This window comes from Kribbella sp. NPDC048928 (genome assembly GCF_043197975.1).
Lineage (GTDB): Bacteria > Actinomycetota > Actinomycetes > Propionibacteriales > Kribbellaceae > Kribbella.
The window spans coordinates 617,240-644,056 of sequence record NZ_JBICUC010000002.1 but is presented as its reverse complement, the minus strand read 5'-3'; the positions used below and the strand labels follow the sequence as shown (position 1 = coordinate 644,056).

22 protein-coding genes and 1 tRNA gene are annotated in these 26,817 nt (G+C 68.8%); 11 read left to right on the top strand and 12 right to left on the bottom strand.

Going from position 1 to position 26,817, the window contains the following annotated elements; genetic code table 11:
• Positions 1 to 3: 3 nt before the first annotated feature.
• The 4 genes from ACGFI6_RS09945 to ACGFI6_RS09930 form a co-directional block, all read right to left on the bottom strand.
• On the bottom strand, positions 4 to 789 hold the full coding sequence (locus ACGFI6_RS09945; protein WP_393116863.1) for an ABC transporter permease: 786 nt from the start codon (positions 787 to 789) through the stop codon (positions 4 to 6).
• A complete protein-coding gene (locus ACGFI6_RS09940; protein ID WP_393116861.1) occupies positions 786 to 1,727 on the bottom strand; it encodes an ATP-binding cassette domain-containing protein in 942 nt (313 codons plus the stop codon). The genes ACGFI6_RS09945 and ACGFI6_RS09940 overlap by 4 nt, the downstream gene beginning before the upstream one ends.
• A gap of 134 nt (positions 1,728 to 1,861) precedes the next feature.
• Entirely contained in the window at positions 1,862 to 2,386 is a 525-nt protein-coding gene (locus tag ACGFI6_RS09935) for an EXLDI protein (RefSeq protein ID WP_393116860.1), read from the bottom strand.
• A gap of 252 nt (positions 2,387 to 2,638) precedes the next feature.
• Entirely contained in the window at positions 2,639 to 2,899 is a 261-nt protein-coding gene (locus tag ACGFI6_RS09930; protein ID WP_393116858.1) for a cell division protein CrgA, read from the bottom strand.
• Between the two features lie 133 nt (positions 2,900 to 3,032).
• On the opposite strand from ACGFI6_RS09930, the gene ACGFI6_RS09925 reads away from it, so the two are divergent.
• Both ACGFI6_RS09925 and ACGFI6_RS09920 read left to right on the top strand, forming a co-directional pair.
• Positions 3,033 to 3,770 carry a DUF881 domain-containing protein gene (locus tag ACGFI6_RS09925; RefSeq protein ID WP_393116856.1) on the top strand — a complete coding sequence of 246 codons (738 nt, stop codon included), beginning with the start codon at positions 3,033 to 3,035 and terminating at the stop codon, positions 3,768 to 3,770.
• An 8-nt stretch (positions 3,771 to 3,778) separates the two neighbouring features.
• Positions 3,779 to 4,396 (top strand): aminodeoxychorismate/anthranilate synthase component II, encoded by a 618-nt coding sequence (locus ACGFI6_RS09920; protein WP_393116854.1) that lies wholly within the window; start codon positions 3,779 to 3,781, stop codon positions 4,394 to 4,396.
• Positions 4,397 to 4,462: 66 nt separating this feature from the next.
• Here ACGFI6_RS09920 and pknB read toward each other — a convergent pair whose 3' ends face one another.
• The 6 genes from pknB to ACGFI6_RS09890 all read right to left on the bottom strand — a co-directional run bounded on the left by pknB (position 4,463) and on the right by ACGFI6_RS09890 (position 12,029).
• Positions 4,463 to 6,319, bottom strand: coding sequence for a Stk1 family PASTA domain-containing Ser/Thr kinase (gene pknB, locus ACGFI6_RS09915; RefSeq protein WP_393116852.1), 1,857 nt, complete (start codon positions 6,317 to 6,319; stop codon positions 4,463 to 4,465).
• A 124-nt stretch (positions 6,320 to 6,443) separates the two neighbouring features.
• Positions 6,444 to 7,898, bottom strand: a complete 1,455-nt coding sequence (locus ACGFI6_RS09910) for a peptidoglycan D,D-transpeptidase FtsI family protein (RefSeq protein WP_393116850.1) — start codon at positions 7,896 to 7,898, stop codon at positions 6,444 to 6,446.
• Entirely contained in the window at positions 7,895 to 9,292 is a 1,398-nt protein-coding gene (locus ACGFI6_RS09905) for an FtsW/RodA/SpoVE family cell cycle protein (RefSeq protein ID WP_393116848.1), read from the bottom strand. The genes ACGFI6_RS09910 and ACGFI6_RS09905 overlap by 4 nt, the downstream gene beginning before the upstream one ends.
• On the bottom strand, positions 9,289 to 10,683 hold the full coding sequence (locus ACGFI6_RS09900; protein WP_393116847.1) for a PP2C family protein-serine/threonine phosphatase: 1,395 nt from the start codon (positions 10,681 to 10,683) through the stop codon (positions 9,289 to 9,291). The genes ACGFI6_RS09905 and ACGFI6_RS09900 overlap by 4 nt, the downstream gene beginning before the upstream one ends.
• 10 nt (positions 10,684 to 10,693) lie before the next feature.
• Entirely contained in the window at positions 10,694 to 11,176 is a 483-nt protein-coding gene (locus tag ACGFI6_RS09895; protein WP_393116845.1) for an FHA domain-containing protein, read from the bottom strand.
• Between the two features lie 10 nt (positions 11,177 to 11,186).
• Positions 11,187 to 12,029: an FhaA domain-containing protein gene (locus ACGFI6_RS09890; RefSeq protein WP_393116843.1), complete on the bottom strand. Its 843-nt coding sequence runs from the start codon at positions 12,027 to 12,029 to the stop codon at positions 11,187 to 11,189.
• A gap of 170 nt (positions 12,030 to 12,199) precedes the next feature.
• Between ACGFI6_RS09890 and ACGFI6_RS09885 the strand changes: the two genes are divergently transcribed.
• From ACGFI6_RS09885 to ACGFI6_RS09860, 6 genes are all read left to right on the top strand, one after another.
• Positions 12,200 to 12,283 (top strand) — tRNA-Leu (locus ACGFI6_RS09885).
• Between the two features lie 133 nt (positions 12,284 to 12,416).
• A complete protein-coding gene (locus tag ACGFI6_RS09880) occupies positions 12,417 to 12,695 on the top strand; it encodes a type II toxin-antitoxin system Phd/YefM family antitoxin (RefSeq protein ID WP_393116842.1) in 279 nt (92 codons plus the stop codon).
• On the top strand, positions 12,692 to 12,952 hold the full coding sequence (locus ACGFI6_RS09875) for a Txe/YoeB family addiction module toxin (protein ID WP_393116840.1): 261 nt from the start codon (positions 12,692 to 12,694) through the stop codon (positions 12,950 to 12,952). Before ACGFI6_RS09880 ends, ACGFI6_RS09875 begins: the two co-directional genes overlap by 4 nt.
• Positions 12,953 to 13,041: 89 nt before the next feature.
• Positions 13,042 to 13,797 (top strand): ABC transporter ATP-binding protein, encoded by a 756-nt coding sequence (locus ACGFI6_RS09870; RefSeq protein WP_393116838.1) that lies wholly within the window; start codon positions 13,042 to 13,044, stop codon positions 13,795 to 13,797.
• Positions 13,782 to 15,617 carry a hypothetical protein gene (locus ACGFI6_RS09865; protein ID WP_393116836.1) on the top strand — a complete coding sequence of 612 codons (1,836 nt, stop codon included), beginning with the start codon at positions 13,782 to 13,784 and terminating at the stop codon, positions 15,615 to 15,617. Before ACGFI6_RS09870 ends, ACGFI6_RS09865 begins: the two co-directional genes overlap by 16 nt.
• Positions 15,618 to 15,916: 299 nt before the next feature.
• Positions 15,917 to 16,894 carry a helix-turn-helix domain-containing protein gene (locus tag ACGFI6_RS09860; protein WP_393116834.1) on the top strand — a complete coding sequence of 326 codons (978 nt, stop codon included), beginning with the start codon at positions 15,917 to 15,919 and terminating at the stop codon, positions 16,892 to 16,894.
• A 3-nt stretch (positions 16,895 to 16,897) separates the two neighbouring features.
• Here the strand turns inward: ACGFI6_RS09860 and ACGFI6_RS09855 are convergent, their stop codons facing one another.
• Positions 16,898 to 20,524 carry a S8 family serine peptidase gene (locus ACGFI6_RS09855; protein WP_393116832.1) on the bottom strand — a complete coding sequence of 1,209 codons (3,627 nt, stop codon included), beginning with the start codon at positions 20,522 to 20,524 and terminating at the stop codon, positions 16,898 to 16,900.
• A 144-nt stretch (positions 20,525 to 20,668) separates the two neighbouring features.
• On the opposite strand from ACGFI6_RS09855, the gene ACGFI6_RS09850 reads away from it, so the two are divergent.
• The 3 genes from ACGFI6_RS09850 (at position 20,669) to ACGFI6_RS09840 (ending at position 24,015) form a co-directional block, all read left to right on the top strand.
• The gene (locus ACGFI6_RS09850) at positions 20,669 to 21,457 is read left to right on the top strand and encodes a PrsW family intramembrane metalloprotease (RefSeq protein ID WP_393116830.1); all 789 of its coding nucleotides are present in this window, start codon (positions 20,669 to 20,671) and stop codon (positions 21,455 to 21,457) included.
• A complete protein-coding gene (locus ACGFI6_RS09845; RefSeq protein ID WP_393116828.1) occupies positions 21,441 to 22,580 on the top strand; it encodes an aminotransferase class I/II-fold pyridoxal phosphate-dependent enzyme in 1,140 nt (379 codons plus the stop codon). Before ACGFI6_RS09850 ends, ACGFI6_RS09845 begins: the two co-directional genes overlap by 17 nt.
• 304 nt (positions 22,581 to 22,884) lie before the next feature.
• Positions 22,885 to 24,015 (top strand): endonuclease, encoded by a 1,131-nt coding sequence (locus ACGFI6_RS09840; RefSeq protein ID WP_393116826.1) that lies wholly within the window; start codon positions 22,885 to 22,887, stop codon positions 24,013 to 24,015.
• Positions 24,016 to 24,027: 12 nt separating this feature from the next.
• On the opposite strand, the gene ACGFI6_RS09835 is transcribed toward ACGFI6_RS09840, so the two are convergent.
• Positions 24,028 to 26,646: a hypothetical protein gene (locus ACGFI6_RS09835; RefSeq protein ID WP_393116824.1), complete on the bottom strand. Its 2,619-nt coding sequence runs from the start codon at positions 26,644 to 26,646 to the stop codon at positions 24,028 to 24,030.
• Between the last annotated feature and the right edge of the window lie 171 nt (positions 26,647 to 26,817).

Below are 26,817 nucleotides of genomic sequence, written 5' to 3'. Positions count from 1 at the left end.
TTCTTAGGCGACGGTCCCCTTGTTGTAGTTCTTCTGCGCCCAGAAGTAGCCGACGAGCGCGATCGCCACGCACCACGCCGCGGCCAGCCAGCCGTTGCCGCTGTCCATCGGCGTACCGAGCAGCAGATGCCGCAGGGTGTCGATGATCGGGGTGAACGGCTGGTACCGGGCGAACCAGCGGATGCCGCTCGGCATCGCCTCCAGCGGGATGAACGTGTTGCTCAGGAACGGCAGCAGCAGGCTGATCGGCAGTACGACGTTGCTGGCGCCCTCCGGCGTCTTGCTGGTCAGCCCGAGCGCGATCGCGAACCAGGTCAGGCCGATGGTCAGCCCAATCATCAGCGCGACCGCCAGCAGCCATTCGGCCGGCGACGCGTTCGGCCGGAAGCCGAGCAGGATCGCGAACCCGACCACGAGTCCCAGGCTGACGATCGTCACCAGTACGTTGCCGAGCACGTGCCCGGTCAGGACGGCCGGCCGGAAGATCGCCATCGTCCGGAACCGGGCGACGATGCCCTCGGTCATGTCCATGCAGACCGCCACGGCCGGCGACATCGTCCCGGACGCGATCGACATCAGCAGGATTCCCGGCGTCAGGAAGTCGATGTAGTCCAGTCCCTGCGCGCCGCTGCCGAGGCCGGCCGAGAACGTGTCGCCGAAGACCAGGCCGAACAGCAGGATCATGATCACCGGCATCCCGAGCGCGCCGAGCGACAGGCCCGGGTAGCGCTGGGCGTGCCGCAGCGTGCGGCGGAGCATCGTCGAGGTGTCTTGGAGTGCGTAGCTCATGATGCGGTCGCCTTCTCGGTGGGTTGACCGGTGACGGCGAAGAACACGTCGTCCAGGTCGGGGGTGTGGACAGTGAGTTCGTCGACCTCGAGCGAGGCGTCGTCGATCCGCGCCAGCAGGTCGCGCAGCGCGTGCACGCTGCCGTCGTTCGGTACCTGCAGGACGAGAGCTTCGCGGTTCGGCACGGCGGTGGGCAGCACCTGTCCCGCGAGCGTGAACTCCTCCGGTGAGGTGAACCGCAGGCGGATGTGACCGCCCGGAGCGAGCCGCTTGAGCTCCTCCGCCGTACCTTGGGCGACGAGTCGTCCGTGGTCGAGCACGGCGATCCGGTCGGCCAGCTGGTCGGCCTCTTCGAGGTACTGCGTGGTGAGCAGGACCGTGACGCCGCCGGCGACGAGTTCGCGGATCATCGTCCACATGCTGTGCCGGCTGCGCGGGTCCAGCCCGGTCGTCGGCTCGTCCAGGAAGATGATCCGCGGGCGGCCGACGAGCGTCATCGCGAGGTCGAGCCGGCGCTTCATGCCGCCCGAGTACGTCGACGCGAGCTTCCGGCCGGCGTCGACCAGGTCGAACTGCTCCAGCAGTTCGTCCGCCCGGCGGCGCGTCTCCTGCTTGCCGAGGTGGTACAGGTCGGCCATCAGGATCAGGTTCTCGCGGCCGGTCATCAGGCCGTCGACCGCGGAGAACTGGCCGGTGACGCCGATCGCGGCCCGGACCGCCTCCGGGTCGGCGGTCAGGTCGTGGCCGGCCACCCGGACGTCGCCGGCGTCGGCGGCGGTCAGCGTGGACAGGATCCGGACCACGGTGGTCTTGCCGGCCCCGTTCGGGCCGAGCAGCGAGAAGATGGTGCCTTCGGCAACGTTCAGGTCGATGCCGTCGAGTACGAGCTTGCCGCCGTAGGACTTGCGCAGCCCACGGACGTCGATCGCTGGTGACATGAGAGGTCCTCGGTGTTTTCGGGCAGGGCGAACCTGACCCGGGTGGCTTGACGGGTCGTGCGAGGAGGAGGTTTTGGGCGTGCCTCACCAGCCGAGCGGCTCGGAGTCGAGCCCTCGGTGCTGGGAGGGGTCAGTTAGATGTCGAGGTCTTCGACGGCCGGCTGGTCGGCCGCCTCCTCGACGAGTGCGTAGAGGTCTTCGGGGATCAGTTCGCGGAGCTCGTCGACGGTGTCCACGACGGACAGGGTGGCCTCGCCCTGCGCCATGCTCCAGGACTGGTCGGCGCTCCAGTTGCCGACCCAGGAACGCCAGCCGGTCAGGTAGCGCTCGTCGTCGGCGTTCTGCTTGAACTGGTTGCGGCGGTCCGCGTGCAGTACGAACTTGCCGGTGCGGCTGCGGTAGACCTTGAAGGCCTCGTAGCCGGTGTTGCTGGAACGTCCGCCCTCGGCGAGCAGGACGCCGGAGAACCGTTGCTTGCGGCCGGTGCCCCGGCCCACCCGCACGGTGATCTCGTCGTACCCCTCGACGCGGCCTTCCTCCAGCTCGACGTACTTGCGGAGCGCGATCGAGATCGCCGAGGACAGGTTCCCCGCCAGCTCCTGCGCCCGCTTGTACAGCGGTAGGTCGTCGTCGGACACGTAGATCGTCTTGTTCGGCATGTCTCCTCCTACGTAGAACTATACGCAGACGTCTCCACATATGTCTACGTAGATCTGTACGTAGCTGGGGAAACTGGGGACAGCCGACCTGAACGGTGTGGAAACCGGGTCGCTCAAACCAGAGTTATCCACAGATGTGGGCCAATTTCAGGCCATTTCGGTGGAGAAGTAACGGTCAGCTTGGGGATAACTCGCCCGAATCGGTGTGCACAACTGGGGATACGGCTGTGGATAACTCTCGGATGACTCGGGTCAGATCCACTGGGTGGAGACGACGAAGCCGACCGCGATCAGGCCCATGCCGATCAGCAGGTTCAGGTTGCCGAGGTCTTTCATCACCGGGATCTGGTCACCGGCCACGTAGAAGACGACCAGCCAGGCGAGACCGATCAGCCAGCAGGCCAGCATCAGCGGCGCCACCCAGACGCGTGACTGGGTACGCGGCTTCTTCGGCGTCTTCTCCGCCTTGACCTTCTCGGTCTTCTTCTTGTTGCGACTGCTCGACTCGGGCACGTCTGAACTCCTTGTAAGGACGCATAAGCTAACCGCAGCAGGACCTGTTCCGGTCCGGTCCCGCGCTAGCGTAGTGCAGAGAGCAATCTGGAGATCATGGGTGCGTAGGTTGAGGCGGATTTCGCTGTGGCGTGTGGGTGCGCCACTGGCGCTGATGTGCGCCGGTCTGCTGTTCGCGACCAGTGCCACCAACGCCCGGGGTACCGACCTGCGACCCAGCCGCAACACTACGCTCGCGGGCCTCGTGGAGGAACAGAGCCGCCGCAGCGCAACCCTGGTCCGCCAGCACGCGGCGCTGACCCACGACATCGAGGCGCTGCAGGCCCAGCAGGGCTCGATCGACCCGAAGCTCGCCCAGCAGTTCGAGAGTCTCTCCGAGCAGGTCGGCACCCGCCCGGTCACCGGGCCCGGGCTCTCCGTCACCCTCCGGGACGCTCCGCCCGAGGTGGTGAAGGAGAACCCGGACGTCGACGAGAACTGGCTGGTCATCCACCAGCAGGACATCCAGGCCGTGGTGAACGCGTTGTGGGCCGGCGGTGCCGAGGCGATGACGATCCAGAACCAGCGGGTCATCTCCACCACCGGGATCAAGTGCGTCGGCAACTCGGTCGTCCTGCACGGTGTCCCGTACCTCCCGCCGTACAAGATCTCCGCGATCGGCGACCGGCGGAAACTGCAGGACGCGCTCGACCACTCGCAGTACATCGAGAACCTGCAGGACTACGTCGTGAAGTTCCAGCTCGGGTACGACGTGAAGAACGAGTCCTCGCTCCAGATGCCGGCCTACGAGGGCACCCTGGACCTGCAGAGCGCCACCGTTCCGGGCTTCGAACGGACACCGTCGGTCAGTCCGAGCGTCACCGGGCGATAATGGGCCGCATGCCGCGGATCCTTGTCGTCGACAACTACGACTCCTTCGTCTACAACCTCGTGCAGTACCTGCAGCAGCTGCAGGCCGACACCACGGTGTTGCGCAACGACGAGGTGACCCCCGAACAGGCCGCCGAGTACGACGGTGTCCTGCTCTCCCCCGGTCCGGGAACGCCCGAAGAGGCCGGCGCCTGCGTCGACATCGTGAAGCAGGTCGGTCACAAGGTCCCGGTCTTCGGGGTCTGCCTCGGCCTGCAGGCGATCGGCGTTGCGTACGGTGGCGTCGTCGGCCGCGCGGACGAGCTGCTGCACGGCAAGACCAGCCAGGTGTTCCACGAGGGCGCCGGTGTCCTCGCCGGCCTGCCGTCGCCGTTCACCGCGACCCGGTACCACTCGCTGGCGATCGCCGAGGACAGTGTGCCGAACGAGCTGCGGGTGACTGCCCGTACCGAGGCCGGCGTCATCATGGCGGCCCGGCACCGCGACCTCCCGGTCGAGGGCGTGCAGTTCCACCCGGAGTCCGTACTCACCGAGGGCGGCCACCGGATGCTCGCGAACTGGCTGGCGATCTGTGGCGACCCGGACGCGATCGCTCGCTCCGTCGGCCTGGCCCCGGTCGTCGGCTAGGTCCCCCAACCGAAGCCGGAAAGCGAAGAACCCCTCGAGGCGATCGCCTCGAGGGGTTCTGTGCGTTCAGCCGCCGATCGTGATGCCCGGCGTGGTGGGCGTCGACGGTGGAGTGTCCGTCGGCTGGGTCGGTTGCGTCGGTTGGGTCGGCTCGTCCTGCAGCCTGTTGACCGTCAGCGTGATCAGGGTGTTCTTCGGCGCCTTGGTGCCGCCCTTGATCGACTGCTGCAGCACGGCGCCCTCGGCCGCGTTCTGGTCGTTGCCGAACGTCTGCCCGACCCGGAAGCCGGCCTGCTGCAGTGTCAGCTTCGCGTCGTCGAAGGTCTGGGTGACGACGTTCGGTACCTCGAGGTTCTCCACACCGGAGGACACGGTCAGCGTGAACTCGGTACCCGGTGGGTACGAGGAACCCGGGTCCGGGCTGACCGCGATCACGGTGCCCTTCTTCTCCGAGCTGTCCTTCTCGATCGCCTTGTCCTTGACCTGGAACTGGCCCTTGGACTCCTCGAGCGCCTTGCGCGCCTTCGACTCGGTCATCCCGATCACGTCCGGGACGCCGAAGGCCGACGGGCCCGCGGACACCGCGACGGTGACGACCGAGCCCGACTCCGCGTCCGCGCCGCCGTCCGGGGTCTGGCGGATGATCGCGCCCTTCCCGACGGTGTCGCTCTTCTCCGAGGTGGCCGACACCTTGAGGTTCTGCGCGCTCAGCAGCGTGGTCGCCTCGGCCAGCGACTTGCCCCTGACATCGGGCACCGTCACCTTCGCCGGTGGCGTGTTCGACGTTGTCGCGCCGCCACCGCCGGCCGTGTTGTCGTTGTTCAGGTGCGAGAACAGCGCGTACGCGCCGATCGCGACCGCCACGATCGCCAGGCCGAGCAGGAAGTAGGCCAGGCCACGGTTCCGGCGGGAGCGGGAATCGTCGTCGTCCTCATCCAGATCGTCGCCGCCCGGCGGCAGCACGTCGTTGCCTCCGGTCTGCCGGTACGCCTGGGTCGCAGCCGTCGGCGCCGCCGCGGTCGGCTGCATCTGCCGGGTCTCCGCGACCGCGGCCATCGGCGCGGTCACCTGCTGACCGGCCAGCACCCGGTGGATGTCGGCCCGCATCTCGGACGCGCTCTGGTACCGCTCCTCGCGGCTCTTCGCCAGCGCCTTCAGGACGACCGCGTCGACTTCCGGCGGGATGTCCGGGTCGAACGAGGACGGCGGCAGCGGCTGCTCCCGGACGTGCTGGTACGCCACCGATACCGGGGACTCGCCGACGAACGGCGGCCGGCCGGTGAGCAGTTCGTACAGCAGGCAGCCGGTCGAGTACAGGTCGGAGCGGGCGTCGACGGTCTCGCCGCGGGCCTGCTCCGGAGACAGGTACTGCGCCGTGCCGATGACGGCCGCGGTCTGGGTCATCGTGGAGGACGTGTCGGCGACCGCGCGGGCGATGCCGAAGTCCATCACCTTGACCTGACCCTGCGGGGTCAGCATCACGTTCCCGGGCTTGATGTCGCGGTGCACGATGCCGGCCCGGTGGCTGTAGTCGAGCGCCTCGAGCACGCCGGAGGTGATCTCCAGGGCTCGCTCGGGCATGATCTTGCGGCCCTCGCGGATCAGGTCCCGCAGCGTCTTGCCGGTGACGAGCTCCATCACGATGTACGGGATCGTGACGCCGGAGCCGTTCGGATCCGGCTCCTCACCGGTGTCGTAGACCGAGACGATCGTCGGGTGGTTCAGGGAAGCGGCCGACTGCGCCTCGCGGCGGAATCGGGCCTGGAAGGTCGCATCGCTGGCCAGGTCGACCCGCAGCCGTTTGATCGCGACGCTGCGGCCGAGCCGGTTGTCGACACCCCTGCGGACCTCGGCCATGCCGCCGCGGCCGAGCGGTTCGCCTTCTTCGTACCGGCCGCCGACGAGACGTGCCTGCGATGTCATGACTCAGCCTTCCAACCTGTCTGCGGTAGACACAAAAACACACTCAACTTGCCCACGGTAGCGGCCGCCACACGTGGATCCCCGTTGGAAAGACGCACTGTCATCGCATCATTCCGTATCGTGCTCATTGGCCCAGCACCGCCTCCATCACCTTCTTGGCGATCGGGGCGGCCAGGGTGCCGCCGGCCACGTCGGTGCGCGGGACGTTCGCGTCCTCGATCAGCACCGCCACCGCGACCTTCGGGTCGTCCGCGGGCGCGAACGCGGTGAACCAGGCGAACGGCGGGCGATCCTTCGAGGTCTGCGCCGTACCGGTCTTGCCGGCCACCTGGACGTTCTTGATCTGGCCCGGCTTGCCGGTGCCGTTGTTGACGACGTCGACCATCATCGCGGTCAGCTGACTCGCGACCTGCGGGGTGACCGCCTGGTGCAGCGACTCCGGCTTGGTCTCCGACACCGTCTTCAGGTCCGGGGTCTTGACGCTCTGGACCAGGTACGGCTTCATCACCTCGCCCTTGTTCGCGATCCCGGCCGCGACCATCGCCATCTGCAGCGGCGTGGCCCGGACGTCGAACTGGCCGATCGCGGACTGCGCGGTCTGCGGCGCGTTCGGGTCGCCCGGGAACTGGCTGGTGGCGACGCTCGGCAGCTCGGTCAGCGGGCGGGAGCCGAAGCCGAACTTGGCGGCCTGCTCGCTCATCGCGTCCGCGCCGATGTCCAGGCCGACGGTGCCGAACGCGGTGTTGCAGGAATACCGCAGGGCGATCGTCAGCGTCGCGTTGTTGCTGCCGCCGCAGTTCTTGCCGTCCTCGTTCACCAGCGGGGTCGTGGTCTGCGGGAGCGGCAATGAAGCCGGCGAGTTCACCTTCGTGTCCGGCTGGTACTTGCCGCTGGAGAGCGCGGCCGCCGCAGTGACCAGCTTGAACGTCGACCCGGGCGGGTAGAGCTCCTGGACCGCGCGGTTCGACAGCGGCTTGCCCTTGTCCTCGGTCAGGCTCTTCCAGGCCTTGGCCACCTTGTCGGCGTCGTGCGAGGCGAGCTGGTTCGGGTCGTACGACGGGCGGGTCGCCATCGCCAGGATCCGGCCGGTCTTCGGCTCGATCGCCACCACGGCGCCGGTCTTCCCGGCGAGTCCGTTGTAGGCCGCCTGCTGCGCGGCCGCGTTCAGCGTCAGCGTCACGCTGCCGCCCTGCTGCGGCCGGTTGCTGATCACGTCGATGATCCGCCGGAACGCCATCGACGGGTCCGAACCGTTCAGCTCGGAGTTCATCGTCAGCTCGATGCCGCCACGGCCGTAGAGGTAGGAGTAGAACCCGGTCGCCGGCGCGTACACCGGACCGGACGCGTACGACCGCTGGTACTTGAAGCGGTCCTCGGACGGCTTGCTCTGCGCGACCGGCGTACTGCCGATCAGGATCGGGCCGCGGTTCACCGAGAACTGCGAGTCGCGGACCCGGTTGTTGTCGTTGCGGCCGTTGATCTCGTTCGCCCGGAAGGCCTGCAGGTACGTCGAGTTGGCCATCAGCGCGAGCATCAGGATGATCGCTGCCAGGGCCAATCGCCGGATCGCCGAGTTCACTGCTTCTGCACCGCCATCGCGATCGTATCGTCGGACACTGGAGCGGCCGGGGTCTGCGGCCGCCGGGCCTGGTCGCTGATCCGCAGCAGCAGCGCGATGATCGCCCAGTTGGCGACCAGCGACGTACCACCGAGGGCCATGAACGGGGTGGCTAGACCGGTCAGCGGGATCAGGCCGGTGACACCGCCGACGATCACGAACACCTGCAGCGCGAACGACATCGCCAGACCGGTCGCGATCAGCTTGCCGAAGATGTCCCGGCAGCCGAGCGCGGTCCGCAGGCCGCGCTCGATGATCAGCGTGTACACCAAGATGATCGCGATCAGGCCCGTCAGGCCGAGCTCCTCGGCGAACGAGGAGATGATCATGTCGCTCTGCGCGTAGAGAGTCGCCTCCGGGTGGCCCTGGCCGAGACCGCGGCCGAGGATGCCACCCCAGGCCTGGCCCATCAGCCCGAGCTTCACCTGGCCACCGTCGATCGCCCACGGGTCCAGCCAGTCGGTGACGCGGCGGTGCACATGGCCGAACGTCGCATACGCGAAGTACGCGCCGCCGACGAACAGCAGGCCACCGATGATCAGCCACCCGGCCCGCTCGGTGGACACGTACAGCAGAAACAGGAACAGGCCGAAGAACAACAGCGACGACCCGAGGTCGCTCTCGAAGACCAGCACGCCGAGGCTGACGGCCCAGGCGATCCCGATCGGGCCGAGGTCGCGGGCCCGCGGCAGGTCCAGCCCGAGGAACCGGTGCCCGGCCAGGGTCAGGACGTCGCGTTTCACCACCAGGTAGCCGGCGAAGAACACGACCAGACAGATCTTCGCGAACTCACCGGGCTGGAACGACATGCCGGCCAGCCGGATCCAGATCCGGGCACCGTTCAGGTTCACGCCGAGACCCGGGATCAGCGGCAGCACGAGCAGTACCAGACCGGCCAGGCCGGCCGTGTACGTGAACGCCTGCAGCCGGCGGTGATCTCTGATCAGAACGATGACCACCAGGAACAGCACGACGCCGACCGCGGTCCAGGTGATCTGCTGCGGGGCCGCGGGCCCCTTCGGCACCCGGCCCTTCGCCTCGGCGACGATCGCCAGCCCGAGGTCGATCCGGTGGATCATCGCGACGCCGAGCCCGTTCAGCAGGACGGCGCACGGCAACAGCACCGGATCGGCGTACGGCGCCCGGTAGCGGAGCGCGAGGTGCGCGATCATCGCCAGCAGCCCGATCCCGGCCGCGTAGTACCCGGTGCTGGCCGGGACGGCGTTCTGGACCGTGATGCCGATGTTCACGTACGCGCCGACCGAGACCGCGATCGCGATCACGAGCAGCAGCAACTCCACCCCGCGCCGGGTCCGCGGAATGATCTGGATGACGGACGTCGAGGCGATACTCATCGGACCCCGTCGCAGTCGTCGGGGTCGACCGGGGTGCTCGGGGACGGCGACGTGGACGTGGAGGCCGAGGTCTGGGTGACCGGTGGCTTCGAGACCGGTGGCTTCGAGGTCGGCGGCACGGTCACTGGCGGCTTCACCGTCGGGGTGGGTGTCGGGGTCGGCTTGATCTTCGCGGCACACTCGGTGGCGGTCTGCTGCAGCTCCGCGACGATCGACCGGGCTCCGGCCAGGTTGTCGGCCTGGATGTTCCCCTCCACCTGCTCACGGCTGTACGTCGGAAGTTTGTCGACCTGCAGCGACTGCCGCTCGTACACCTTCGACAGCGACAACCCGGGCAGATCCGCCTCGACGCCCTTGAAGATCGCCACGTAGTCGCCGTCGGTGCCGACGTAGTACTGCTTCTGGGTCCAGCTGTACGCGAACCAGCCACCACCGACGATCACCGCCAGTACGACGACGAGCAGCGCGATCCGGCGCGGCCACAGGAACCGCCTCGGCGGCCGCGGCGCGTACCGCAGCTCCTCGGGGTCGACGGCGGCACCGGCCCCGCCGCCGCCCGGCTCCTCGCCGCGGGCGCGGATCGCGGTCGTCGGCTCACCCCGGCCGGTACTGCCCTGGGCCAGCTCGGCGGCGGCGCCGACCAGTTGCGGCTGGGTCCCACCGGTGGGCTCGGTCTCGACGACGTCCGCCACCACGCAGGTGACGTTGTCGTTCGAGCCCGCCTCGAGCGCGTGCGTGATCAGCTCGACGACGACCGAGTCCGGCGTCCCGGAGGACATCGAGGCCGCGATCACCTCGTCGCTCACGTAGTCGGGGAGGCCGTCGCTGCACAGCATCAACCGGTCGCCGGCCTGGACGTCGAGCATCTCCAGGTCCGGATCGGAGTCCGGCCGGCCGTCGAGCACCCGGAGGATCAGGTTCCGGTGCGGGTGGGTGAAGGCCTCCTCCTGGGAGATCCGGCCCTCGTCGACCAGCGACTGCACGAACGTGTGGTCGTGGCTCAACTGGTACAGCCGGCCGTCCCGCAGCCGGTACGCACGGGAGTCGCCGAGATGCGCCAGCCCGAGCTGCTTGCCGTCGAACATCAGCGCGGTGACCGTCGAGCCCATGCCCTCGCGCTCGGGGTCCTCCTCGACGAGCTCGGACAGCCGCTCGTTGGCGCGGTGCACGGCGCCGGCCAGCGCCTCGATCATGTCGTCGCCGCTGATCTCCGCGGTGTCCAGCCGCCTGATCACCTGTACCGCCGCCGAACTGGCGACCTCGCCGGCCGCCGCGCCACCCATCCCGTCGGCGAGCAGCAGCAGGTGCGGACCGGCGTACGCCGAGTCCTCGTTGTTGCGGCGCACACGTCCGACGTCGGAGAGCGTTGCGTAGTCGAGCGACAGGGTCATCGGGGCAGGCCTACTTCGCGATGTTCAGCGTCGTCCGGCCGATCCGGATCGAACCACCGATCTCGGCCGGGACCGGGCGGGTGACCCGCTGGCCGTCCAGGTACGTGCCGTTGGTGGAGCCGAGGTCCTCGACCCACCACTGGCCCTCGGACTGGAACAGCCGGGCGTGCCGGGTCGAAGAGTAGTCGTCGTCGAGGCGGATCTGACAGTCCGAACCGCGACCGATCACGACCGGTTCGTCGACCAGCGAGGCGCCGACGCCGGCCTGGGGCCCGTCGGCGATGCTCAGCGACCCGGGCAGGCCTTTGCGCTTCTTGGCCGGTTTGGCCGGCTTCGGCGTGCGGGTGTTCTGCGGTACGGCGGCGGCCGCGGCGCGGCTGTCCACCTTCGCACCGAACAGGTCGGACCTGATCACGGACAGCACCGCGAGGACGAACATCCACAACAGGGCCAGGAACCCCAGTTTGATCAGGGTCAGGGTCAGTTCCGACATGGAAGGTCAGTCACCACCCGCTGCTCGGCGGCTGGGCGATCGGCTCGTCCGCCAGACGCAGCGTCATGGTCGTGTTGCCGATCCGGACGGTGGAGCCGTCGGTCAGCTCGGCCTCGGTGGCCCGGCGGCCGTTCACCAGGGTGCCGTTGGTGGAGCCGAGGTCGACCAGCACCACCCGGATGCCGCCCGGGCCCTCGGGCATCAGGCGGATCTCGGCGTGCCGCCGGGAGACGCCCGGGTCGTTGATCTGGATGTCCGCGTCGGTGCCGCGACCGAGCACCACGCCGGGCGGGTTGACCGGCCGGCGGCGGCCGTTCACCTCGAGCATCACCTGCGGGTGGCCGCTGCGCGGCGCCTGCTGCTGTGGCGGAGGCTGCTGCTGGTACTGCGGGACGACCGGCGGGGGGTTCGGCGGCACGTAGGGCTCCTGCTGGTAGGGCTGGGGCTCGGGCTGCTGGTACTCGGCCGGGCGCCGCTGGGGCGTCCCGACCGTCTCGCTGACCACCCGGAACTTACCGGTCGGCAGTTCGTCGTGCTGGACCAGCTCGATGTCGATCGGTCCGGAGAAGGTGTACCGCTGGATGTCCGCGTGGTCGCGCAGCTCGTTCGCCAGCTCGTGGTTCAGGGTCCGGCCGTACGCGTCCAGCCGCTCGAAGTCGTCCGGGCCCAGCTCGATGGTGAAGTGGTTCGGCACCAGCCGGCGGTCCCGGGACAGGATCCGCGCAGTGTTGTCGATCTCACGCTTGAGGGCGGCGGCCAGCTCGATCGGCTCCACGTCGCCTTTGAAAGCGCGCGCGAAGACACCGCTCACAATTCCTTCCAGGCGTCGCTCGAAGCGTTGCAGCGGTCGCACGCCTCCTCCTCCACGGTCGGTACGTCGGACGCTCGTCCACGGTTGGGCGGACACACCGGGTACGACGATCGATCGTATCGGGAGGTTCGACCGAACCCGCAATGTGAAGCACCGCCAGATCCCGTGCTACTGTTCCTTCTCGTCGCCAGGAGATCATCTCAGGCGGCTGCGCGCGGGTGGCGGAATAGGCAGACGCGCACGGTTCAGGTCCGTGTGCCCGAAAGGGCGTGGGGGTTCAACTCCCCCCTCGCGCACAGAAGAAAGTCCCGGTCGATCAGACCGGGACTTTTTGCGTTCCCGGCCACTTTTCGTCCTTTCGGACGATCTCTCGACGGATCTGGCGCGCCAAGCTTCACGATGTACATTATTCTGTACATCGTGAAGACGATGAGCTTTACCGATACGCGCGCGAACCTCGCAACTGCTCTCGATGCGGTCGAGAACGATGCGGAGGAGTTGGTCATCACCCGCGCCGGGCACGAGCCTGTCGTCGTCATCACGCTGGCCGAGTACGAGTCGTTGAAGGAGACCGACTATCTCCTCCGGTCCCCTGCCAATGCCCAGCGGCTGCGCGAGGCGATCGAGCAGGACCGGGCGGGCGGTGGCACTCTGCACGAGCTCGCCGACCCGGACGCCGGTGCCGAAGGCTCGCCGATCCGGGCGTGAAGATCGTCTTCCTCGACCGCGGCTGGGAGGACTACCTGTGGTGGCAGGCCAATGACCGCAAGCTCCTCCAGCGGATCAACCAGCTGATCGACGACGTGCACCGGAACGGCCATGACGGCATCGGCAAGCCGGAGCCGTTGCGGCACGAATTCGCCGGCTACTGGTCGAGACGGATCAACTCGGAGCATCGTCTCGTCTACCGGATCGCGGACGACGGAATCCATGTCATCGCGTGTCGCTACCACTACGGTCCTTGACCCGGTGACGGCCCCGCCGAACAGCTGATGGGATGGGTCAACCGTCAGGGTGATGTGACGGCGGGAGGCCTGATGGCAGAGTGCCGCCTATGGAGCAGGCGCTGGAGCTCGAGGGGCTCACGAAGGTGTTCGGGGCGGAGCGGGCTGTTGACGGTCTCAGTTTGAGCGTGCCGGCGGGGTCGTTCTTCGGGATGCTGGGGCCGAACGGCGCCGGCAAGACGACGTCACTGTCGATGGCGGTCGGGCTGCTGCGGCCGGACGCCGGGACGGCGCGGATCTTCGGCGTCGACGTGTGGCACGAGCCGACCCGGGCGAAGGCGCTGGTCGGGGTGCTGCCGGACGGGCTCGGGATGCCGGAGCGGCTGACCGGCCGCGAGGTGCTGACGTACCTGGGCCTGCTCCGCGGTCTGCCCGAGGACGAGGTCGGACGGCGTACGGCCGAACTGCTGGAGGTGCTCGAGCTCGACCACGAGGACGACAAGCAGGTGATCGGCTACTCGACCGGCATGCGCAAGAAGCTCGGCCTCGCGGTCGCGTTGCTGCACGCGCCGCGGCTGCTGGTGCTCGACGAGCCGTTCGAGGCCGTCGACCCGGTGTCGGCGGCGACCATCCGGACGATCCTGCACCGCTTCATCGTCGGTGGTGGATCGGTGGTGATCTCGAGTCACGTGATGGCGCTGGTCGAGCAGTTGTGCGACCGCGTCGCCGTGATCGCGGACGGGAAGGTCGTCGCCGCAGGCACCGTTTCGGAGGTGCAGGCGGGCGGCAGCTTGGAGGACGCCTTCGTCTCGCTGGTGGGCGCGTCGACGCGCGGGGCGGAGGGATTGGCGTGGCTCTCGCACTGACGTACGGCACGTCGCACACGCTCGTCCGGATGCGGATGGCCGCGTTCCGGCACGCGCTCCGGGACGGGTTCCGGCGGAGCTGGATCATCACCGGCGCACTGGTCGGGCTGGCGCTGGCGGGCGGCACGATCTGGGTGGCTGCGCGCGGCGACGACGACATTCTGGTCGTCGTACTGGCGATCTGGATGCTGGGCTGGGTCGTCGGGCCGCTGTTCACCGGCGGCGGCGACGAGACGCTCAAGCCCGAGTACTTCACGATGACGCCGCTGCCGCCGCGGACGCTCTCCACGGGGTTGATCGTGGCGGCGATGGCCGGGGTCGCACCGGTCATCAGCTTGGTCGCACTGGTTGCGCTGATGGTTTCTGGCCGCGACGTCGCGGCGGTCCTGGTAGCCGTGCCTGCGTTGCTGCTGCAGTTGTTCTGCTTCGTCCTGGCGTCGCGGCTCGCTGTCGCGGTGTACGGCGTGCTGCTGCAGGTGCGGGCCGGTGCGACGATCGCGGCGCTCGTCAACGCGTTCATCCTCGCGTTCACGGCGCAGGGGTGGGCGCTGATCGTCGCGTTCGTGTCCACGGACGTCCAGGGCACGATCGCGCGAGCAGCCCGGATCGCACCGTCCGGTTGGGGTTTCGACGCCGTACAGGCCGCCGGTCGTGGTGAGTGGCTGCAGGTGGTCGGGTTGCTGCTCGCGCTCGTGATGCTTGCGGTGGCGATGCTCTTCGCATGGTCGGCTCTGCTGGTACGTCGTACGACTGTCCCTCGTGCAGGTGCGAAGCCCAAGCGCTTGCTGACGGCAAACACAGCGCAGGGCGCGGCGGCGGCCAAGGAGATCCGTTCGTGGAGCAGGGACCTGGTCTACGGCCACAAAGCGGTCTTCTCGATCGCGTACGGACTGTTCTTCTGCACGATGCCGTTGGCGATCGGGATGCGGTCGATGCTCCCCTGGGCCGGGCCGGCCGGAGTCGTGATGGGTGGCGCGATGGCCGCCAACCTGTACGGCTCGGACGGCACCTCGTTCTGGACGACGCTGATGACGCCCGGTTCCAGCCGGCTGGACGTGCGGGCGCGGCAGCGGGCGTTCCTGCTCGTGTTCGGGCCGTTGGCGGTGCTCATCACCGTCCTGCTGACCTGGTGGTCGGGCGTGGTCAGCGCGTGGCCGCTGGTCTTGAGCGTGCTGCCCGCACTGCTCGGCGGTTCGGCCGGCCTGATCGTCGCGGCCTCGGTGTACGCCGCCGTACCGACGACCGATGCGCACAAGCGGTCCGGCAACCCGCTCAACACGGGTGAGAACGAGGGCGAGTCGATGGGCATCGTCTACGTGATGCTCGTACTGGTCGCGACCACCTGTGCTCCGGCGCTGATCGTGGCGCTCTACTTCGGATGGTGGGGCGTGCCGGTCGGGCTGCTCTCCGGCGGCCTTGCCTGGTGGTACCTCGGACTCCTCGCGGCGCACCGCCTCGACAAGCGGGGTCCCGAGCTCCTCACGCTGCTCAGGCACGGCCGATCGCCCGCAGAGCAGGCCAAGAAGACCGCGGCGTTCGATGCGCTCCCGAAATGGCGCCGTACGCTGGCCGGCTTCTGCCTGGGCTTCGGGGCGCTCCCGTTGTTCCCGCAGGCCGTCGTACCGGCGATCTTCAAGCTGACCGGCAATCACGACACCAAGTCATGGTTCCTGGCCCTCTACCAGGACGGCCCGTGGCAGTGGATCGTGATCGCCCTGATGGCCGCACTGGGCCTGTCGATGTACGCGTACGGAGGCCTCACCTACTACTCCGCGAAGAAGCACGCTCCGGATGCGCAGCCCGCGGCAGCCGCAGGGTAGGGGCTCCGCGGTGGCGGGCGGTCGGGGAGACGGCGCGGTGGTTACGCAGCATCCAGATCGCTACGGCGGCCGCAGCGATCAGACCGGCGATTCCGGCGTAATCGGTCATGCTCATCATCGGTTCTCGATCCTGGCTGGGCGGTGGCGAGTTCCGCTGTCTGACCGGAAGTGACGGTTGCTCAGCACTGACGTGATGGCACAGAACTGACGTGGCTCATTCGTGCCAATGGGCGGTATCGGCTATTGGGCTCGCTTCCGGATCAGCAAGCCTGCTTAGGTGGTGCCGGGAGGTGGGGCGGATGCAGGAAGGGTCGTTGCTCGACGCGCGCGAGGAGCAGACGTACCGGCTGCTGGTCGGCCTGTCCGCCGCGCGGGCTGAGGAACTCGCCGAGGTGGCCGAACTGCCACCGCAGGAGGCCGACGAGGTCCTGCAGCGGCTGCAGGCGAAGGGGCTGGTGACCGCGCAGCCGGCCGACGAGCCGGTGTTCCGGCCGCTGCCCCCGGACGTCGCGTTCGGTACGACGCTGTTGCGCCGCCAGGAGTCGCTCGAGGCCGCGCGGCAGACCGTCGCCTCGCTCAGCGAGGAGTTCCGTGCCAGCGCGAGCCGCCGGGACGCGCACCACCTGGTCGAGGTCATCCTCGGCGCCACCACGCTCCGCGAACGGCTGCGCGACCTGCAGAATTCGGCCCGCCAGGAGATCCTCTGGTTCTGCCGCGCGAACCCGCTGGCGATGCAGGGCGCGGACAACACCGAGGAGTACGGCGCGTTGTCCCGCGGCGTCCGGTACCGCGCGATCTACGAGCGCGCGCTGATCGAGACGCCGGGCGAGCTGGACTCGATCGCCGAGGGAGTCAGCTGGGGCGAGGAGGCGCGGGTGGTGCCGACGCTGCCGGTCCGAATCGCGATCGTGGACCGGCAGACGGCGATCTGCCCGCTGGTGCGCGACGACGAGCAGAGCGTCGGTGAGCCGTCCGCCGCGATCATCAGCCGTGGTCAGCTGCTGGACGCGTTGCTGGCACTGTTCGAGAGCTACTGGGAGCTGGCGACGCCAGTACGCCTGCAGGCCGATCGCCCGGAGCACCCGGAGGGCCTCGACGACTCCGAGCGGCTGCTGCTGTCGCTCCTCGTCGGCGGTGTACCGGACAAGTCGATCGCAACACAGCTGGGAATCAGCCGCCGTACAGTGCAACGCCGCCTGGACCGCCTGATGGCTCTGGCTGGTGTGGATACCAGAACCGGTTTGGCGTTCCAGGCGGCGAAGCGCGACTGGCTGTAGGCGTCAGCGGACGCCGTAGGCGCGGATGACTGTTTGGGTCACCTTTGTGGCGTGCGGGGCGGTGGCTTCGATCTTCAACGACACGGTGTCGTGGGCGTTCGGGACGACGGCCAGGTAGTGGCCGGCGGCACCTATCACTGCGAGCCGCTTCCAGGTCGTGCCTTCGTCGAAGGAGGCCCAGGCCCGCAGCGAGGTCGCGCGCGGCGACTCGAAGCCGACCACGTGGGTCCGGGTGAGTACCCGTCCCGTCAGGTCGACCGGCACCTTGTAGTTGACCTGCTGCAGCGCGAGCGGCACCGCCTGGTCATCCGGCTGCTTGGTCGACCGGAACTCCCAGGACGTCTGCGTCCGCGTACCCCAGTTCCACTCGCCTTCCGTGTCGATCCGCTCGGTCGACAGGTCGAGCTTGTACGCAGCGTCCGCGCTGGACGTCACCACGTCCGCCCACGCGTTCGGCAACTCTGCTACGACCTTGCCGTCGCGGGACAGCGTTGCTGACGCCTTGGTGGTCTCGCCGAGCGTGTAGTGCCCGTCAGCGTCGACAAACGTCGGGATGCGCAGCGAGAGCCGGTCTCCGGTACGGGTGGACTCCACCCCGGGTGCTGCCGCAGGGCGGACAACAGGACCGAACCACGTCTCGGTCGTACGAGCCGGCCGGTAGCTGCGCGGTACTGACGTCATGCCGCCACCGAGCGGGTTCATGGTGTCCCACGTGTACAGGTGGTGCACCCTGTGCTGCCAGACGGAGTCACCCGAGGTCACCCACTCCTCCCGTACCTTCGGGGTCTCGACGAAGCGCTGCGCGTCGTTCCACGAGTACTCCTGCCACGGGCGCCACCCGAACCGCTGCTCCTTGGCCCAGGTGAACCCGCCGTTGTCGGCGTACCGGGTGTTGATCCGGGCGCTGTTCGCCGGCGTCACCTTGTAGTCGATCTTCGCCGGGATGGCCCCGGTCGAGACCTGCTGCACGTCGTACAGGTACGGGCTGGAGGTGGTCAGTGTCAGGTCGATCGTGGCGTGGCCACGCTCGGCCCGGCCGCGGAGCTTCTGACCGTCGTTGTATGTGGTCACCATTGCCGGGATCGGCTCCCGGTCACCGATCGGCCGCCACACCGTCCACGCGGAGCGATCGGCCGGGCGGACCAGGATGATGCCCGCGGCACCGGCGTCCGCTGCTGCTTTGATCTGCTCCCCTTCGTCGTCGGCCGGCATCACGACCACCGCACCGCGTACACCGTCGAGGGACGAATCGGAGTACACGAGCGGGAAGCGCCGCTTGCCTTCGAAGGACGGCGATTGGTGCAGGAGGTTGATGTCGAACGGACCCTGCAGTCCAGGTACGGACGCCTGCACCATGGGCGCCACGAGTTGCCAGCGGGACGCGAACTCGAAGGTGCCGTCCTTGACCGGCTTGGTCGGCGTCACGTTGACCTGGTGGACCGTGCTGAAGTGCATCACGCCATGACTGATCGAGCGGCCGTTGCCGTACACGCGATGCACGTAGTAGCTCAGCACCGCCTGCTGCTCGGACGGTTTCGGCGTCTCGATCGTGATCGGGACCGCCTTCCGGGCATCGATGACGACCTCGATGTCCTTGTCCACCACGACGTTCGGGTCGGTGAACAGACTGGCCTGCTCGTCCTGCGGGTCGTTGCTCTCCACCAGCGAGTGCAGAAGGTACGTGCCCTCCTCCACGTCGGCGGTGATGGACTGGCCGTCCTTGATCCAGCTCAGGACGTCGGAGCGCGAGTTGTCGCCGTACAGCGAGAGCACCGGGACGCCCGTGGGCTTGCCGTCCAGGCCGATGGCGCGGAGCGTGACCTTGTGCGTCGGGCCGGCCCGGAGCGCACCGACCGCGGTGTGCGTGGTGACCCCATCGAGGCCGGAGGCAACGATCCAGCCGCTGTACTGACCGCGGCCGAGCTTCGCCGGATCCAGCGTCAGGGGTACGTCGGCGGAGCCGTGCGCGGGCACCGTGACCGTGGCCGGGAGCGCGAACCTGTCGGCCGCCGGCTTGCCGTCGTCCAGGTTCGTGATCTGCGCCGCCAGGTTCAGCGTGACCTCGGCGTCGGAGTCGTTCCGGTACGTGATCGTCCGGCTGCTCGCGTCCGCCGCCGTCTGCAGTCCGAAATCGGCGACACCGCTCGCGGTGACCTTCTGCGCGACGGCACGGGTCAGGTCGACCCGGCCGGCGCCCTGCTGGTACACCGTCTGGTCCGGTTGCGTCTTCGCGGTGCTGACCAGTGCGTTCTTGAGTTGGTCGGCCTTCCAGTCCGGGTGCTGCTGCGCGAGCAGTGCGGCGGCACCGGCGACGTGCGGAGTCGCCATCGACGTACCGGAGGCGGCCGTGTAGAGCTCGTCGACCGGGTCGCCCATCACGGTGCCGGCGGCGCGGGCGGCGATGATGCCGACGCCCGGCGCGGTGATCTCCGGCTTCAGGCCCGAGTCGCCGAGCCGCGGTCCGCGGCTGGAGAAGTCCGCGAGCTTGTCCTCCCGGTCGACGGCGCCGACGGTGAGCGCGGAGGCCGCCGCTCCCGGCGTGCCGACCGACTCGTCGCGGCCTTCGTTGCCGGCCGCAACGACGAACAGCGTGCCGGACTGGGCGGTGATGTCGTTGACCGCCTGGCTGAGCGGGTCGGTGCCGTCGGTGGCGTCACCGCCGAGGCTCATGTTCACGACCTTCGCGCCTTCGGCGGCGGCCCACTCCATCCCGGCGATGATCCAGGAGTCGTACCCGTAGCCGTCGTCGCCGAGCACCTTCCCGACGAGCAGGTCGGCCTTCGGCGCGACGCCCTTCCGGGTGCCGCCGGCTCCCGCGCCGGTTCCGGCGATAGTGGCGGCGACGTGCGTCCCGTGGCCGAAGTGGTCCTCGGCGCCGCTCGGGCTGCCGGAGAAGTCCTGGCTCTCCTTGACCTTGCCCTGCAGGTCCGGGTGCGTCGCGTCGACCCCGGTGTCCAGTACGGCGACCTCGACTCCCGAGCCCTCGTACCCGGCCTTCCAGGCGTCCGGCGCACCGATCTGCGGCACGCTCTTGTCCAGTACCGGCTTGACCTTGCCGTCCAGCCAGATCTTGGTGACGCCGCTGTTCAGGCTCCGCTGACCGTCCGCGGGCTTCAGTGACTTCCACAGCGCCGGGAGTTGGTCTTTGGCCGCGTTGACGGCGCGGCCGCCGATGGACGGCAGTTGCCGGGTGGTCGTCGTACCGGCGAGGCTCTGGGCGGTACGGACGCCGGGCGTGTCCTTGACGATCAGCGGGAGGCCGGCGGACTTGCCGTACCCGTCCGCGATCAGCTCGTCGACGTCGAACAGGTTCACGTCGAGGACGCCGGTGGAGATGTACGGGACAGCGTCGCTCGGCAGCACCCGGAGGCCGCCGTCGGCCTCGATGGTGTGGAACGAGACGCCTTCGCGGCCGGCGGCCGGATGCACCGTGGCGGCCTTCTTGCCGCCACCGGCGTCGGTCACGTCGACCACGTCACCGGTGATCAGCGTGACCGACGAGGTCACACCCGTCGCAGTGGACTCGGCGGACTTGGGAGGAGGAGCGGCAGCGGACGGGATCACCGTCGCCGCGCCCAGGGCCAGCACTGCCGCGGTGGTGAGCGCGGCGGCACGTCGAGTGGAGGACATAGGCGGATTCTCCTTCGAGAGGTTTGGGGCAGGCACACCTCTGCTTCCGACAGAGTTTGCAGTCAGGTCACACCGATCCGCCCTGTCCAGCGCTGCCGTCCCTGGGACATGGCGCAAGGTGGCCGTTCCGGGCACCATCGACAGATGACGATCACGGCAGTCCGCAGGTGGGCCTGGGTCGGGACGTTCCTGATCGGGGCGGGGTTGTACGTCGCCGTACTGGCGGTGCTCGCCGACACCGGCAATCCGAACCTGTTCCCGACGTTGATCCTGCTCGGCGCGCTCGTCGTACCGCTGACGTTCGTCACGTTCGCGGCCGGGCGCTCGGGCCGCTGGCTGATCGACGGGCCCACGCTCGGCGGCTGCCCGCTGTTCGGTGGCGTGGTGGGCGTGGTCGTCGCGGGTCTGCTCGAGTACGACGCGATGCGCCGGCTCGGGACGCTGCCGATGGTCGGCGTCGGGCTGATCGAGGAGGCGGCCAAGCTCGTCGTACCGGCGATCCTGGTGGTCTTCTTCGGGCACCGGTACCGGGTCTCGATCGGGCGCGGGATCATCATCGGCGTCGCGGTCGGCACCGGGTTCGCGGTCCTGGAGACGATGGGCTACGCGTTCGTCGCGCTGTTGCAGTCGGGCGGGAACGTCGGCGCGGCCGAGCAGACGCTGTTCATCCGCGGCCTGCTGGCGCCCGCCGGGCACGCGGCCTGGACGGGGCTGACCTGCTGGGGGCTGTGGCGGTTCGTGATGGAGCCGACCGGCAGGCACTTCGCCGGCTTCCTCGGGATGTACGCGCTGGCCGTCGCGCTGCACTCCACCTGGGACGGTATCGGCGGCCGGATCACGTACCTGGTCGTCGGAGTGATCTCGATCGGGCTGCTGCTGTACGGTCTGAGGCGCGCGCAGCGAAAGGATCTGCTCCATGCCGGACCTGCCTGACTTCCGCCTCGAGACGTACTTCGCGCAGTGGGAGTTCAAGGCCCGCTACCACCTCACCGCCTCGGACGCGCAGACGCTGCCGATGGCCGAGCTGCTCGCGATGGCCGACGCGGACGGCCGGGCGCGCTGGGAGTCGCTGGACCTCGGCTACACCGAGACCCGCGGGTTGCCTGCACTCCGCGAGGAGATCGCGGCGACGTACGACAACGCCCACCCCGACGACGTGCTGTGCTTCGCGGGCGCCGAGGAGGCGATCTACCTCGCGATGCGGACCTTGCTCGAGCCGACCGACCACCTCGTCGTGATGACGCCGAACTACCAGGCCGCCGAGACCGTGCCGCTCGCGGTCTGCGAGGTGACCGGCGTACCGCTGCGGCCCGAGGACGGCTGGACGCCGGATGTCGACGCGATCGAGCGGGCGCTGCGCCCGAACACGCGGATGGTCTCGGTCAACTTCCCCAACAACCCGACCGGCGCGGTCCCGCCGCCGGACGTCTGGGCCCGCCTGGTGCAGCTCTGCGACGACCGCGGCATCACGCTGTTCTCCGACGAGGTCTACCGCGGGCTCGAGGCCACACCCTTGCCGCAGGCAACGGACCTTTCGGGGACGGCGATCTCGCTGAACGTGATGTCCAAGGCGTACGGACTGCCCGGCCTGCGGATCGGGTGGATCGTCTGCCGGGATCGCGCCGTCCTGGATCGGCTCGATCGCGCCAAGCACTACACGACGATCTGCAACGCCGGGCCGAGCGAGGTGCTGGCGCTGATCGCGCTGCGGGCGCGGGACCGGATCCTCGGGCGCAACCGCGGCATCATCGCGGAGAACGTGCCGCTGTTCACCGAGTTCTTCGAGCGGTACGCCGACCTGTTCGAGTTCAGTGCGCCGGACGGTGGCTGTGTCTGCTACCCGCGGTACCTCGGCGCGGACGGTGTCGAGGCGATGTGCGCGAACCTGGTCGACCAGACCGGCGTACTGCTGCTCCCGGCCGGGATGTACTCCTCCGAGCTGACACCGACGCCGACGGACCGCTTCCGGCTCGGGATCGGGCGGAGCGGACCGGCCGAGGCGCTGGCTGTCTGGGCGGACTGGCTGGACGCGCGAGACCGCCCGGTCGCCAGGTGAGACGCTCACGCTGAGCCATGGACAACGCGTGCCCAGATGAGTACCGTCCGTAAACGGCGTCCGCCCAACGCCACCGAGTCGGTGAGGTGCCGCCCGCCAGTGGTGCCTCGCTGGTAGGTGGGCGAGCAGGCTGGGGCGACACGTCACGGCTTGATGGGGGCCCACTTGCCCAGGTGGGGTGCTGAATGACACTCACTCGTTCAGCGCCCCACCGGTTCAACTCTTCACCTGGTGTTTGTTAGGTCGCCCGGGAAGCTGGGCAGACTGATCTGCGTCCGGTCCCCACCCGCCCCTGGGAGTACCTGTGCCACGACTATTGCGTCCGGCGCTGCTTGTCACCGCCGTACTAGCGTTGCTCGGCTTCGGCATTACGCCGTCGAATGCCGCCACCTCGATCACCGTCGCCACCGCGATCGGTCGTCAGGACAGTTCGACCGCATCGGTCACCGGGTACGTCGTCGGTCAGCCGACCGCGACCAGCACGGTTGTCCGCAGCAACTTCCCGAACGACTACGCGCTGGCGCTCGCCGACTCGGCCTCGCAGACCAGTACGTCCTCGATGCTCTACGTGCAGATCCCGTCCGCGTTCCGCGCGGCGTACGGGCTGCAGAGCAACCCCGGCCTGCTCGGCAAGCAGATCACCGTCACCGGCACGCTGGCCGCGTACTTCTCGCACCCGGGCCTGAAGAACGGCACCGCCTTCACCGGTGGTGGCGGCTCGTCGGACCCCGGTGACCCGGGCGATCCCGGTGACTACTACGCCGGCGCCGAGGGCAAGACCGGTGCCGCGCTGAAGTCCGCGCTGCACACGATCATCTCGCAGCAGACCAAGCTCACCTACGACCAGGTCTGGGACGCGCTCGAGGTCACCGACCAGGACCCGAACAACAGCAACAACGTCATCGAGGTGTACTCCGGCCGCTCGATCGCGAAGAGCAGCGAGGGCGGCGACGTCGACGACTGGAACCGCGAGCACGTCTGGGCCAAGTCGCACGGTGACTTCGGCACCGCGACCGGGCCGGGCACCGACATCCATCACCTGCGTCCCGAGGACGTCTCGGTGAACTCGGCCCGCGGCAACCTCGACTTCGACAACGGCGGTACGGCGGTTGCCCAGTGCACCGGTTGTACGGCCGACTCGGACTCGTTCGCGCCCCGTCCGGCGGTCCGCGGCGACGTCGCGCGGATGATCTTCTACATGGCTGTCCGCTACGAGGGCGACGACGGGTTCGCGAACCTGGAGCTCAACGACCAGGTCGGCAACGGGACCGCGCCGTACATCGGCAAGCTGTCGGTGCTGAAGGCCTGGGCGGCCGGCGACCCGCCGGACGCGTTCGAGAAGAACCGCAACGAGGTCATCTACAACCAGTTCCAGCACAACCGGAACCCGTTCATCGACCACCCCGAGTGGATCACCTCCATCTGGCCGAACTAGGGCGTGTCCGACCTAACGGTTCGCCTGTACGTCCCGTTGGGAGCCGCCCGGACCAAGCGCCGGGCGGCTTTCGGCCGGTCGCTCGCCGGCGGTTGCGAGTTGTGGCTGCGATCCGACCGGGCGGGCGATGCCGGTCTGGGCGGCGGACAGGCCGAGCCGGACCTGCAGCCAGGCCTGGAAACCGGGGTCGGCGACGACGATGTGATGCTTGCCGGACCTGGCGAGCAGGCCGTCCGACAGCAGGTCCTGCGCAGCCCGGTCGCGGCTCCAGGTCGAGTCGTCCCGGGTCCGCTCGTTGGCCGGCCGCAGTAGCCCTTGCGGGCCACTTGCCGCGGTCTTGACCAGCAGGTCCTTCTGAATCGGCGTGCAGTTGTACCAGGCAGCGGCGTACAGCAGATGTGACCGTGTGTTCAGTCGCGTCGATGCGGCGTTGGCCACGGTCGCGGTGATGCTGTCGGAATCCGGCCCGACCAGCTCGAGCGCCGAGGCGGCCAGCGCCCGGAGGCGGGCCGGATTGCCGTTCGCCTCCTTGACCAGTTTGTCGATCGCCGCCGGCTCGTGCCGGATCCCGGCCTGGTCGAGCGGTTCGACCAGGGCCGGACGGAGCTCGTCCTCGGCCCACTGCGGAACCTTGCGGAGATCCATCTTCAAGGGCGTGGTGGTGGCGACCTTGGACTTTCCGCCGGAGGCTGTGCTCAGCCGGGTGACCGACTGCTCGCCGCCGGCAGCGATCAGGAAGACCGGCTTCTTCTCCTCGCCGAGGTGCTTCGACAGCTTGGAGAGCGCAGCGAGGTCGTCGTCGGTCGCCGCGTCGAGGTTGTCGATCATGAACAGCACCGGCTGCCGCTTGGCGCCGGCCAGCTGACCGAGGTACTGCGCGAGCTCGGGCAGCCCGACGCCGACGTTGTCGGCCTGCACGCCCTCGAAGGACTTGTGCAGACCGAACTGGGGACCGCCGGACGGACCGAGCCGGACCTGCGCGGTGTTCATCGTGTTCCGGGTCCGCAGGGCCAGCTGGCTGAGGAGCTTCTTCACGTGCTTGGCCTCGGCGTCGCCGAAGTTCTCCTTGATCGAGTCCAGCTGCTCGTTGACCGCGCGGATGAAGCGGAACTCCAACGGTTCCCGCGGGCTGGCGTCGAGGGTCATCGTGGTCCAGCCCTCGCGCGCGGCCAGCTTCCGCGTCCGGCTGAGCTCCTGGCTCGTACCCACCCCGGGCGGGCCCTGGAAGACGATGGTGTTTCCGGTGGGCAGCCGCTGGTCGAGGGACAGCGGCAGGCCGTCGTTGTCGGTCCGGTCGAGCCGGTGAACCGGGTCGCCGGCGGCGCCGAGGATCTGGTTGATCCGGGTCGCGTCGGTCGTCGGGTGGATCGGTGCGAGCTCGGGATCCCGCTTCTTGAGCTGTACGAAGAACTGCTCCGGCTCGCTCGGAGCACCGTCCTGCCACGGCTCCCGGATGTACTCCCGCAGGTGCGGCTCGGCGATGGTGACGTACTCACCGTGCTCACGGAGCAGACCGCGGGCGACCAGCTCCTGGCGCGCGGCATCCATCGCCTGCCACTTGTCCGGACCGGCCGCCCGCAGCTCCGCGGGCATGAACAGGCCGTTCGGGTCCTGCTCGGCAACCCTGGCGAGCAGCTCGCGCTCGGCATCCCCGCACTCGTTCAGGCGTGGCTCGTACTGGAGCTCCTCCACCTTCTCGACCCGGTCGATCGCCGCGGTCGCCACGTCCATGGTGATCCCGGTGCGGACATCCGCCAGCGCCTCCGCCGCCAGTGCGAAGCCGCGGAGCCGGTACGGGCTGCCGTTCGCCCTGCGGACCAGACGCTCGACCGCCTCGGGCTCGTACGGCACCCGTGCCAGCCGGAGCGGTTCGGTGAGGGCCGGGCGGAGGTCGGCGTCGGACAGCGGTCCGACGTTCCGGACGCTGAACTGGTTCGTGAACGTACTGGCGATCCCGGACATCCGCTTGGACGCCGCCATCATCAGCGTCGTGGACTTCGCGCCGCCGGCCGCGACCAGCCAGACCGGGACGCCGCTCTGCTCCAGATGGATGGCCAGCTCGTTCAGGCCGGCGAGATCCCGGGCGGAGCCTTGGTCGACGTCGTCGATCAGGAGCAGCACAGGCTTCCCGCCCGCGGCCTTGCCGAGCTCGCCGGCCAGGTCGGTCAGCGTTGTGCCCAGCTGGTCGTACGGCGTCGTGTCGAACTCCTGCTTGAGGACGCCCTGACCGATGTTGAGCGGTCCGAGGCCGAGCGGCACGCGGGCTTCCCAGCCCCAGCGGGACTTCCGGCCGCTGCGCGTCAGGTCGCGGACCGTCTTGCGGACGTTCCGGAACCGGCGCTTGCCGTGCTCCCGCTCCAGCTCGGGCAGCTTGGTCAGGATCGCGTTGGTGATGTGGCGTTCGATCGAGACGTTCTCCGACGCCGCCAGCCGGATCGCGAGATAGCCGTTGCGCTCGGCCGCGTCCTCGGCGTTCTTGAGCTCCTTGGTCTTGCCCATCCCGGGCGGGCCGCTGTACATGACCGCATTGCTCACCGGCAGTCTGTCGCCGATCGAGATCGGCTGTCCCTGGCCGTCCGTACGCACAACAGAGAACGCCGGCCGCTCGGAGTCGCCGAAAAGCCTGCTCACGGCAACAGCCTGCGAGAACGAGCGGTCCTCAGCACCTGCTGTACGTGACGCGCGGGTTAACAACTGGATCCCGGCAGTTGAATGACGATCGCGGGCAACTGGTCTACAGGCACCGGCCCGATCGCGCACTTCTGGCCCGAAATGGTTGGAACCGGCCTGCACCGCTGTCAC